Genomic DNA, 11,196 nt, shown 5'->3' on the forward strand with positions numbered 1-11,196 from the left:
AGTAAAAGCAGAAGTAGAATAGACCGCGATTTTTTTTGATAATCCTGACACAACTTGATCCGGCATAAACGTTTGACTGCAATTGGAGTTCCTATATGGATGAGGAGGGTGACTTCATGGTATGGAAAACAGCGATCCTTACAGCTAGCGACAAAGGGGCCAGGGGTGAACGCGAAGATACGAGCGCCCAGGTTATCCGCGAACTGGTCGAGGAGGAATTGGGCGGTGAAATCGTCGAATACCGCATCGTCCCCGATGAACCGGATGAAATTATCGCCGCTTTGATTGAAATGACCGATTACTTCCACGCGGATTTGGTACTCACCACGGGAGGAACGGAGCTCGCGATCCGCGACGTGACGCCGGAAGCCACCCGCCGGGTCATCGAACGCGAGGTTCCGGGGATGGCTGAGGCGATGCGGTATACGCAGATGCAGAAAAATCCGGCGGCGATGCTGTTTCGCGGCATCGTCGGCATTCGCGGGCGTACGCTGATCGTGAATTTGCCGGGAACGCCGAAGGGCGTGCATGAGAACCTGGCGGCCATCATGGATCAGCTGCCGGAAGCCTTACTGATGGTAACGGGTCAGTTCCGCTTATAATTCGGGCCTTATTCTCTAATCTTTTGTTGAATTGTTAAATAAATGGACTGTAACTGTGACATTCGTTATGGTATGATGTGGGCGAGCAAGTGAAACGGACTCAATACCCCTGTCTATTTATTTGATGGTACGAAAGGAGAATCAACCATGGGCGCAGGCGGATTTTTGTTGATCGTCATCGCGGCGTTGCTGTTGTTTGGTCCAAATAAATTACCCGAGCTCGGGCGGGCGGTAGGCCGGACGTTCCGGGAGTTCAAAGAGGCGACCCGGGATATCGTGGATGACCAGCCTGAGGCCAAAAGAACGGAACCCGTTGCTTCCCGGGCGGAAGGGCCCAAACCGGAGGACCGCCGATTGCCCGAATAAGGCGCGGTGGAAGAGCATCTACATAGTCGAGAAACGTCGATCCCTTCCCTTGAGGAGGGATTTTGTTTGAGCTGGACCGGATTGCCGGGTGGGAAAGGAGGGCGGATTATGGCCAATGAACCAATGGCGCAAAATATCGTAGATCATTTGACGGAGCTGCGGCGACGGCTGGTGCTGGTCTGCATCGTGTTTGTCGTCGTGCTGGTCGGAGCGTTTTTTGTAGTCGATCCGATCTACCACTACTTGACCGTGAATGCCATTTCCGGCGTAACCATCGAATTGAACGCCTTTTCGTTTTGGGACGGCGTCGGCGTGTATATGAAAATCGCCATGCTGGTCGCTTTAGGGATCACGCTGCCGTTCACGCTTTACCAGGTGTGGGCGTTTGTCAGCCCGGGATTAAAGCCGCAGGAGCGCAAAGCGACGGTGAAATACATCCCGTTCGTGTTTATCTGCTTCGTAGTCGGTTTGGCTTTCGGTTATTACGTGGTGTTTCCGCTGGCCATGACGTTTACCGGAACGCTGAACAAGGAGCTGGGTCTCGTCGAAACCTACGGGATGGCGGATTATTTCAAGTTTTTGACCAATATCGTACTGCCGATCTCCTTATTGTTTGAATTGCCGCTGATCATTTTGTTTTTGACGCAGCTGCGGATATTAACGCCGATTCGGCTGCGGAAAATGCGCCGGGTTGCTTATTTTGCCCTGGTGGTCATTTCGGTGATGATCACGCCCGCGGATTTCTTCTCCGCCTTCCTGGTGCTGATCCCGCTCGTCTTATTGTACGAGCTGAGCGTGGTCTTGTCCCAGCGCGTATACAGCAAGCAGCTGGCTGCGGATGCGGAGCGGGCCGAGAAGTACAAATGAGGAAACGCGCCTTTGCGGAAGAAGGCGCGTTTATTATTTCGGAATGGGGGCTGCATGGGCGCTAGTCCTTTCCCGGCGATGCAAAGGGAAGGGATCGCCCGACGCCCTGGTTTGTCCGGCCCTGCCCGGAATATTTTCCCAGACGTAAGGATACAATGGGGAGGACGTGTGTTTCATATGCGGAAAATGAAAAAAAATTGTACAAAGGAACTTGAAATCTAGTCGCAAGTTGAGTAATATAAAAGTGGTTGTTAGCACTTGAGTAGATCGAGTGCTAATACATACGACAACATATACCCAATAACACAACATATCTAAAAGGAGGCTGTTTTTTCATGATCAAACCTTTAGGTGAACGCGTTCTGGTACAACCGATCGAACAAGAGGAAACTACGTCATTCGGCATCGTGCTTCCCGACACGGCCAAAGAAAAACCGCAGGAAGGCAAAGTCATCGCCGTCGGCAGCGGAACTTTGAAGGATGGAGTCCGCGTACCGCTGGAAGTCAAAGAAGGCGACCGCGTGTTGTTCTCCAAATATGCCGGCACCGAAGTGAAATACGAAGGCAAAGAATATTTGATTATGAAAGAAAGCGACATTCACGCTATCGTCGGCTAATTACGGCCGAAGCATATCCTACTCAACATTATTAGGGAGGTAATTGAATTATGGCAAAAGAGATTAAATTCAGTGAAGACGCCCGCCACGCAATGCTTCGTGGGGTTGACGCTTTGGCTAACGCAGTAAAAGTAACGCTGGGTCCTAAAGGCCGCAACGTCGTGCTTGAGAAAAAATTCGGCAGCCCGCTCATCACCAATGACGGCGTAACGATCGCGAAGGAAATCGAATTGGAAAACGCGTTTGAAAACATGGGCGCCCAGCTCGTAAAAGAAGTAGCGACGAAAACGAACGACGTGGCCGGCGACGGTACGACGACAGCTACGGTTCTCGCGCAAGCGCTGATCCGCGAAGGCTTGAAGAACGTAACCGCAGGCGCTAGCCCTATCGGTCTGCGCAAAGGGATCGACAAAGCGGTTCGCGCCGCAGTTGCCGAACTGAAAAGCATCTCCAAAACGATCGAAGGCAAACAGTCGATCGCACAAGTTGCCGCCATCTCCGCCGCTGACGAAGAAGTTGGCGAATTGATCGCGGAAGCCATGGAAAAAGTGGGTAAAGACGGCGTTATCACCGTCGAAGAATCCCGCGGATTTGCCACCGAGCTGGAAGTGGTTGAAGGGATGCAATTCGACCGCGGTTATGTATCTCCTTACATGATCACCGATACGGACAAAATGGAAGCCGTACTCGATAACCCCTATATCCTGATCACTGACAAGAAGATCAGCAGCACGCAAGAAATCCTGCCGCTTCTGGAGAAAATCGTGCAACAATCCAGACCGCTGCTCATCATCGCCGAAGATATCGAAGGCGAAGCTCAAGCGATGCTGATCGTCAACAAACTGCGCGGCACGTTCAGCGCGGTAGCCGTTAAGGCCCCTGGCTTCGGCGACCGTCGCGAAGCGATGCTGCAAGACATCGCGGCTCTGACCGGCGGTCAAGTCATCACCGAGAAGCTTGGCCTTGACCTGAAGAGCACGACGGTGGATCAACTTGGTAACGCGCGTCAAGTCATCGTAACGAAAGAAAACACGACGATCGTGGACGGCAGCGGCGACAAAGCCGACATCAACGCTCGCGTGAACCAAATCCGCGCTCAACTGGAAGAAACGACTTCCGAGTTCGACAAAGAAAAACTGCAAGAACGCCTGGCTAAACTGGCCGGCGGCGTAGCGGTCATCAAAGTCGGCGCGGCTACCGAAACCGAACTGAAAGAACGCAAACTGCGCATCGAAGACGCGCTGAACGCAACGCGCGCAGCCGTTGAAGAAGGTATCGTATCCGGCGGCGGCGTAGCCCTCGTGAACGTTTACAGTGCTGTAGCAGCCGTTGAAGCAACGGGCGACGAAAAAACCGGCGTTAACATCGTGCTGCGCTCGCTCGAAGAACCGGTTCGTACGATCGCGGCAAATGCCGGTGAAGAAGGATCGGTTATCGTAGATCGCCTGAAAAAGGAAAAAGTCGGCATCGGCTACAACGCCGCTACCGGCGAGTGGGTGAACATGATTGAAGCAGGTATCGTCGACCCTGCGAAAGTCACCCGTTATGCACTCCAAAATGCAGCATCCGTAGCCGGCTTGTTCCTGACGACCGAAGCGGTCATCGCCGACAAACCGGAACCGGAAAAGCCAGCTATGCCTGACATGGGCGGCATGGGCGGCATGATGTAAGCTGGGGCGTATAAACCCTGCATACCCGTAATTCAAAGGCTCCCGAGAGGGAGCCTTTTTATCATTTAGAAAGAAGTTAAACTATTCCAACACACTTCCCCCAAAAAAAAAGCGCTTTTCCCATTGCGTACCCTCAATATTGTCGATACGGACGCCACCCGATTCCTTCGAATAAGTTTGCAGGATTTTCCCGTTCCCAAGATATTTCATCCCTTGTGCGATGACATTCTCCCGCACACTGCTTACTGTTGCTTTAGCTTGTGCAGGAATATCGCTAGATGCATGAATCGTTGGAGCTCCCAACGGACTCATTACCAGAGAAGCGGTTACCATTAGAATCGCCAAAGATTTCCTCATGGTGAATTTCCTCCCGATGTTTTTTTGCGAAACTGACGTTATCCTAACACAGGGTTCCAGGGTTTGTTTAGGCGTGATTTTTGGAAGTGAAATGGAAATAAATAAATGGGATCTCCATCAAAACCACATACTTTTCACAAACTATTTGTTTAAAATAGGTATCACCTGATAACGCGTATTAGTAAGTAATGACAATTTACAGGAGGCGCTTATGAAGAAATCAATGCAAATCGGGGCGGTTATTTTTGCGGCGGTGATCGTTTTATCGGCTTGTACGAACGCGGGAAACAACAATGCTGCCAAAGTGGAGGAGAATTCAGCCCAAACTGCGAGTAATGCAACAGTTTCCGAGGGAGATGCCGCGGTTCCTTGGATTGCCTCGAAAAACACGACCCGGATGAATACGGATGATCCCGTAGCAGCGGCCGTGTTGGTTTCGCGCACGCTTTGGATGGCTACCGGCGAGGATAATCGACCGGGAAGTATTATTCTTACATCTGCAGATAACTGGCAAAATGCCGTCGTTAGTGCCGATTTGATCCATCACCCCAGCAATGGCCCCGTTTTGTTCGTCAATCAGGACGGCATTCCGGAAGCTACCGCAAATGAAATGAAAAGATTGCGGCCAAAAGGCGTGGAGAGCAACAACGGGGTTCAAGCAATCCTGGTTGGCGATCTCGATCAAAAGGTTGAGGACCAGGCCAAAGAGCTTGGGTTCAAAACGGATAAACTATCGGCCGACAATCCTGCCGCATTGGCTAAGGCCATAGATGCCTATTACGCGAAAGTAGCGGGGGAAAATCCGTCTTCCGTCATCATCGGATCGATGGAAAGCCAAGAGTATACGATGCCCGCCATCAATTGGATTGCTCATATGCCGGAGCCGTTGCTGTATGTGAGGAAGGACGAGATTCCCCAGGAAACAAAAGAGGCTTTGCAAACTCGGGGAGGGAAGGCGAATATTTATATTCTGGGACCTGAATCCGTGATCTCGGCCCAAGTAGAGAAGGAATTGAAACCATTCGGCAATACCGTACGCATTTCCGGGGAAGATCCGTTTGCCAATGCTGTCGCATTTGCGGAGTATAAAGATCCGAAAACCGACTTTGGCTGGGGGATCACGACGCCTGGACATAACTTTTCGTTTGTGAGCAGTCAATCGCCGGCGCTGGCCATTGCCGCGGCTCCTTTCTCCCATTTAGGGAAACATGCGCCGCTGTTATGGACCGGGCGGGATTCCATGCCGGAACCCGTGATGACTTATGTCATGTCAGTACAGCCGAAGTTTGAGAAATCCCCTGCGGAAGGACCATACAACCATGCTTGGTTGACGGGATCGGCATCCACGATGAGCGAGGCTGCCCAAGGGGAAATCGACTCGATGCTGGAAATCGCGCCTCGGTCCGGAGGCGGGCACGGAGGCCACTAATTTGTTTTCAAAATGGCAAAAGAAAACACGGCCCTTTGAGCCGTGTTTTTCTTTATGGATAAAAACAATTCCACGGAATTCGCAAGCTTTCCACATGGTTTCTACACAATCGCTGTATACAATGAACCTATCAAGCAGTCGAAATGACAAGGGAGGATAAACAGATGGATTGGTCTTGGTTGCTGGTATTGGTTTGTCCGCTGATGATGATATTCATGATGTTTGGAATGAAAGGGCATGGGCACGGGCATGGTTCCCATTCGAACCCCTCGTCAAATGAACAGGCGATTCAAACTCAACTAAATGAGCTGAGAGCGGAGAATGAGCGAATGATGCATGAAATTCAAAAGCTATCCCGGTGAACCATCGGGAATTTAGGCTTAACTAATGATAGGATAAATAAATTTTGGAGGAAGACAACATGAATAGACATTGGATGATAACGCTCACTGTGGCGATTTTAGCCATTAGTATTACTGCCTGCGGATCTGCAGCCCCAATTCCACAAAATGATTCGCCGGCAGTTTATTACACTGCCGATGAAGGGGGAAGCATTACTAAGATCGATGCCGCTACGAATCAGGTCCTGCAGACCCTTGCAATCGAAGGATCCGTTCATAATGTCCAGGTCTCTCCCGATGGGAAAACGGTAGGGGCTACTGTAGTTCCATCCATGTCCGATATGGAGGGAATGGCGAAGGAAGAACAAGAAAGCGGGCATAGTGAAGCAGGTGAACACGAAATGAACGGATACGTCTATTTCTATGACACGGCTTCGGACGATCTTGCCCAAAAAGTAGAAGTAGGTGTCCATCCGGCTCATATTGTCTTTACGATGGATGGGAAATATGTTTTGGTTACGAATAATGAAGGAAATAATGTAACGGTACTGGATGCCAAGACGTTTCAAACGGCGGGAACGATTCCAACAGGAAAAGGCCCTCACGGATTTAGAGTATCTGCAGACAGTAAATTTGCTTATGTGGCGAATATGAGTGAAGACACGGTTAGTGTATTGAACTTGGAGACGATGTCTGAAGAGAAAAAGATCAAGATTGGCAATACGCCGGTAACTACCGGCATAACGAGTGACGGCAAAACCCTGGTCGTTCCGCTGAACGCGGAAAATGCTGCCGCAATCGTAGATTTGGCTTCCGGGAAAATGATTAAAGTTCCTGTCGGTAGCGGCCCTGCCCAGGTCTATATTTCATCAGACAACAAGTATGCGATTATTGCGAATCAAGGTACCGAGCAAAATCCATCAAACAGCATTTCGAAAATTGAGCTGGCCACAAACCAGGTCATTGCCACGATAGAGACGGGGAAAGGGGCGCATGGCGTGGTAGTGAGCCCGAATAACAGCAAAATTTATGTGACCAACATGTTCGATAACACACTAACCGTGATCGACAATGAAAACAATCAAGTGATTGCAACGATTAAAGTGGGCACAACGCCAAACGGAATCAGTGTTACTCCATACTAGGGGAACGGTATGGTTCCGTTCTTATTAAGCTTCCCGTAGGGGGGCCGTTTTAAAGTATAATATCAGGTATGGACTGCGGGACAATGGACCCGTTGGGTATTTTTATGATCTCTGGAAGTCAATCGGCAAAGGTGGGAGGCAGCGTGTCAAAGCTGCAGGTTCTGGTTGTGGATGATGAATGGAATATGCGCAATCTGTTGCGGATCTATTTAACCCGGGAAGGATTCGAGGTCAAGGAGGCGACCAATGGCAAGGAGGCCTTGGAAATGGCGCTGGGCCACCGCTACGATATGGTCTTGCTGGACCTGATGCTGCCGGATATGGACGGTTGGCAAGTATGCAAAAAGATCCGGGAAAGGGATCAAGTGGCGATCTTGATGTTGACCGCGCGTTCGGAGACGAAAGATAAAGTATACGGGCTTGGCATCGGGGCGGAAGATTATTTGACCAAGCCGTCGAATTTACGCAAAAGGAGTTCGATTTATTTCTGGCGCTGGCCAAAAGCGGTCAACGGGCATTTACGAGGGACGAACTGGTGAACTTGATCTGGGGAGACGAATACGAGGGGGAAGTTCGGGTCGTAGATACGCATATCAAAAATATCCGGGATAAGGCGCAAAAAGCCGGGCTCGGCTATAATCCGATACAAACCGTGTGGGGTGTTGGGTATAAGTTCAACGGGGCGGGTCATGGGCATGAGAAAGAATAAAATCGGCTTTCGGATCGGGCTGGTCATCCTCATCGCTTTCGTTGTCGTAATCCTATCCCTGGGACTGGCGATTGACCGGATGTTCACCAACTTTTACAACGCGGAAATGAGGACGGAAGTAGAGGAGCTTACGGCCCACTTTACGGCAATGAGCCAATCCCCTGAATCGTTATCGGAAGACACCTTGCTTCAGTTTGCCGATTTCTCCAACGTCAGCATTGTATTCGTTGGGGAGCAAGGGAACGTTTTGGCCCATTCCGGACCCTACGATTTATTGGATCGGTCCTTTATCAAGCCGCAGGACCTGCAGGTTCTTTTTGCCGGAAAAGCCGTCGAACTGGAACATCTGGCGGCCGATGGAGATCGTTATTTCGTTGCGGCCAGGCCTGTACGGGAGGTTGCGGGGGCGAATTTCGGGGCGGCGGCATTTTTTCTGGCTCTGGGAATTACCTGGATTCTCGCCGGACTCCTGTCCCGACCGCTAGTGCAAATACAGGCAGCCACCGAAGAATAGCCGCGGGCGAGCTGGAAACCCGGTTATCGATTAGGCGGGAAGACGAAATCGGCGTATTGGCCGATACGATCAATCATTTAGCGGTCGAGCTGCAACGGTATAGAGATACGCGGCAGGAGTTTTTCGCCAATATCTCGCATGAGCTCAGGACTCCCATTACGTATTTGGAAGGTTATGCGCAGGTCCTGAAAAATCATCTATATGAAACAGAGGAAGAGAAGGACAAATATTTGGATATCGTTCACGAGGAGGCCATCCGCTTACAGCACCTGGTGAATGATTTGTTCGAATTGGCGAAGATGGAAGAAGGAAAAGTCAGCTTGTCGCTGGAGTGGATCGACTTGGCGGAGATCGCGGACAATGCGGCGAATAAAATCAAACTGAAGGCGGGGAAGAAGAACTTGACGCTCCATGCAGCGATCCGTCACGACGTCCCGTTAATCAATGGGGATGGCTTGAGGATGGAGCAGGTTCTTCTCAATTTGCTGGAAAATGCAGTGCGTTACACGGAACAGGGCAGCATCACCCTAGAGCTGGATCAAAATCAGGCTTACGTTTATCTAGCGGCGGAAGATACCGGCATTGGAATCCCGGAGGACGAAATTCCGTACATTTTCGATCGCTTCTACCGTGTGGAAAAATTCCGGTCGCGGGAGCATGGCGGGACCGGGCTCGGTTAGCCATCGCGAAAAAGCTGGTGGAGCTGCAGGGAGGAGAAATTTTGGTGTCCAGCAAGCCGGGCCAAGGAACCCGATTCGAGATCCGATTTGCGCTCGAGCGCCAAGGGGGAAACTGAGATGAGAAAGGCGGATTGGCTCATCGTCGGTCTACTGATCGTTATGGGACTGGCCTGTTTATTATTTTCGGCCTCCTCGTTTCGCGATATGTCTTTCCATCAAATGGGACTATCGATCGGGTGGGCTTGTTTATCCACGATTGCCCTGGCCGGGATTGTTGGCATCGTTTATTGGGTTACGCATAGAAGTAAACCTTAACCTTAATTCCAGTTTGGTTTGGAGATCAATCCGAAATTATAGAAGTTTATGTGAGGATAATTGAATTGACGCCTTCCAGGATGGCTGAATCCGAACCGCAAAAATGATAACCGGTTGACATACCATATGTCAACCGGTTATCATAAGGATGTGCAAAACATGAATGCGCATTCAAAATGTGGATGAGGGGGAACAGTCTTGAAAAAGATGAAAGGGTTCAAATTGACGATTTGCCTGGTGTTATTGTTTTCTCTGTTAGCGGCATGTTCGAAAGGAAACGACGCAAGCAGCAATGCCCCTGCCGCCGGAAACAATCAAGGCGGAGAACCAGCGCAACAAACGGAGAAGGAAGTCAAGCTAACCTTCTTTAATACGTCGGCCGAAGTTAACGAAGTATTCGAGAAACTATTCCAAACGTATCATGAGCTTCACCCCAACGTAACCGTTGAATTGATTCCGACGCCGATCGGCGGTGCGCAAATCGAGAAATTCCAATCTTTATTGGCCTCCGGGAATCCGGCAACCATTGCCAATCTCGATGCGGGAACCATTTTGCAGTATAAAGATTCCTTCCTGGACCTGGAATCGGAAAAGGCCAAATATGAAGGGCTCACCAAACCAGGCGCAGTAGATGGGGCGCTGCTGGAGGGGAAATTCCTCGGCATCCCTTGGACCGCGCAAGGCTACGGATTGCTATATAACAAACGGGCGGTTGAGGAAGCGATCGGAGGCGCCTTTGATCCGGCTTCGATCAAAACCCGCGACGATTTGGAAGCATTGTTCCAGAAAATCGAAGCCGCCGGCAAAGCTCCGGTCATGATCCATGGAGCGGATTGGTCGCTCGGGTCGCACTATCTGGGGCTGGTTTATTCCCTACAGTCGGCCAGCGTCGACGAAAACCGCAAATTCGTGGAATCCCTGGAAAGCGGCGAAGCCAAGCTGATCGACAATCCCCAATTTAACGGGCTGATGGATACTTTCGACTTGCTGAAAAAATACAATGCCCGCAAGAGCGACCCGCTCGTTGCGGACTACAACAAAGACAGCGCCGATTTCGCCAAGGGAGACGCAGCCTTCTACTTTATGGGCGATTGGACGTGGGCCGTTGTCGGGCCGCTTGAAGGGCGCGATCAGGAATTTGGTGTCATTCCGGTTCCGATCAGCAATAATCCAGACGACTACGGAAACAGCCAAATCGCTTATAGCGAACCGAAATTGTTTGCCATCGATAACTCGGGATCGACGCCGGAGCAGCAGGAAGCGGCAAAAGCGTTTATCGAGTGGATGGTCACGAGCGAACAGGGACAAGAAGCGATCATTTCACAGATGGGATTGTCCATGCCTTATAAGGATGTGCAAGTGAAGGGAACAAACATCATCTCCGATGCGGTTTCCCAATACGTGGATCAAGGCAAAGTGATGAATATCGGCGTAATCAATTACCTGCCGCAGGATTACTGGTCCAAGACAGGGGCGTCGATGCAAAAGTACCTTGTCGACAAAATCGATCGCAAGGGCCTTGCGGACGAGGTTCAGGAATATTGGGAATATCAGGGCAGAAAATAGAAAATCGGATTGGACAGA

General features: G+C 50.6%; 13 protein-coding genes and 1 pseudogene. 13 read left to right on the forward strand and 1 reads right to left on the reverse strand.

Features of this window, described 5'->3' with window-relative positions; all coding sequences use genetic code 11:
* Window positions 1-116: 116 nt before the first annotated feature.
* The 5 genes from ACQ4N8_RS07365 (at window position 117) to groL (ending at window position 4,122) form a co-directional block, all read left to right on the forward strand.
* Window positions 117-602, forward strand: a complete 486-nt coding sequence (locus ACQ4N8_RS07365) for a MogA/MoaB family molybdenum cofactor biosynthesis protein (RefSeq protein ID WP_430703693.1) — start codon at window positions 117-119, stop codon at window positions 600-602.
* A 147-nt stretch (window positions 603-749) separates the two neighbouring features.
* Window positions 750-968 carry a twin-arginine translocase TatA/TatE family subunit gene (tatA, locus tag ACQ4N8_RS07370; protein ID WP_430703694.1) on the forward strand — a complete coding sequence of 73 codons (219 nt, stop codon included), beginning with the start codon at window positions 750-752 and terminating at the stop codon, window positions 966-968.
* A 108-nt stretch (window positions 969-1,076) separates the two neighbouring features.
* On the forward strand, window positions 1,077-1,835 hold the full coding sequence (gene tatC / locus ACQ4N8_RS07375) for a twin-arginine translocase subunit TatC (RefSeq protein WP_430703695.1): 759 nt from the start codon (window positions 1,077-1,079) through the stop codon (window positions 1,833-1,835).
* Between the two features lie 335 nt (window positions 1,836-2,170).
* Window positions 2,171-2,452: a co-chaperone GroES gene (groES, locus tag ACQ4N8_RS07380; protein WP_430703696.1), complete on the forward strand. Its 282-nt coding sequence runs from the start codon at window positions 2,171-2,173 to the stop codon at window positions 2,450-2,452.
* 50 nt (window positions 2,453-2,502) lie between these two features.
* Complete coding sequence (gene groL, locus ACQ4N8_RS07385) at window positions 2,503-4,122, forward strand: chaperonin GroEL (RefSeq protein WP_430703697.1); 1,620 nt, start codon at window positions 2,503-2,505, stop codon at window positions 4,120-4,122.
* 81 nt (window positions 4,123-4,203) lie between these two features.
* Here groL and ACQ4N8_RS07390 read toward each other — a convergent pair whose 3' ends face one another.
* Entirely contained in the window at window positions 4,204-4,479 is a 276-nt protein-coding gene (locus tag ACQ4N8_RS07390; RefSeq protein ID WP_430703779.1) for a hypothetical protein, read from the reverse strand.
* A gap of 211 nt (window positions 4,480-4,690) precedes the next feature.
* On the opposite strand from ACQ4N8_RS07390, the gene ACQ4N8_RS07395 reads away from it, so the two are divergent.
* The 8 genes and pseudogenes from ACQ4N8_RS07395 (at window position 4,691) to ACQ4N8_RS07430 (ending at window position 11,178) form a co-directional block, all read left to right on the forward strand.
* Window positions 4,691-5,908 (forward strand): cell wall-binding repeat-containing protein, encoded by a 1,218-nt coding sequence (locus ACQ4N8_RS07395; RefSeq protein WP_430703698.1) that lies wholly within the window; start codon window positions 4,691-4,693, stop codon window positions 5,906-5,908.
* A 164-nt stretch (window positions 5,909-6,072) separates the two neighbouring features.
* Entirely contained in the window at window positions 6,073-6,270 is a 198-nt protein-coding gene (locus ACQ4N8_RS07400) for a DUF2933 domain-containing protein (RefSeq protein WP_430703699.1), read from the forward strand.
* Window positions 6,271-6,329: 59 nt separating this feature from the next.
* Complete coding sequence (locus ACQ4N8_RS07405) at window positions 6,330-7,394, forward strand: YncE family protein (protein WP_430703700.1); 1,065 nt, start codon at window positions 6,330-6,332, stop codon at window positions 7,392-7,394.
* Between the two features lie 104 nt (window positions 7,395-7,498).
* A pseudogene (locus ACQ4N8_RS07410) lies at window positions 7,499-8,103 on the forward strand (response regulator transcription factor).
* Window positions 8,090-8,617, forward strand: coding sequence for a hypothetical protein (locus tag ACQ4N8_RS07415; RefSeq protein WP_430703701.1), 528 nt, complete (start codon window positions 8,090-8,092; stop codon window positions 8,615-8,617). The pseudogene ACQ4N8_RS07410 and the gene ACQ4N8_RS07415 overlap by 14 nt, the downstream one beginning before the upstream one ends.
* Window positions 8,618-8,673: 56 nt before the next feature.
* On the forward strand, window positions 8,674-9,297 hold the full coding sequence (locus tag ACQ4N8_RS07420; protein WP_430703702.1) for a sensor histidine kinase: 624 nt from the start codon (window positions 8,674-8,676) through the stop codon (window positions 9,295-9,297).
* A gap of 117 nt (window positions 9,298-9,414) precedes the next feature.
* Complete coding sequence (locus ACQ4N8_RS07425; RefSeq protein ID WP_430703703.1) at window positions 9,415-9,612, forward strand: hypothetical protein; 198 nt, start codon at window positions 9,415-9,417, stop codon at window positions 9,610-9,612.
* A gap of 207 nt (window positions 9,613-9,819) precedes the next feature.
* Window positions 9,820-11,178 (forward strand): ABC transporter substrate-binding protein, encoded by a 1,359-nt coding sequence (locus ACQ4N8_RS07430; protein WP_430703774.1) that lies wholly within the window; start codon window positions 9,820-9,822, stop codon window positions 11,176-11,178.
* The last annotated feature ends 18 nt before the right edge of the window (window positions 11,179-11,196 follow it).

This window comes from Paenibacillus macerans, from assembly GCF_050565405.1.
Classification (GTDB): Bacteria; Bacillota; Bacilli; order Paenibacillales; family Paenibacillaceae; genus Fontibacillus; species Fontibacillus macerans_B.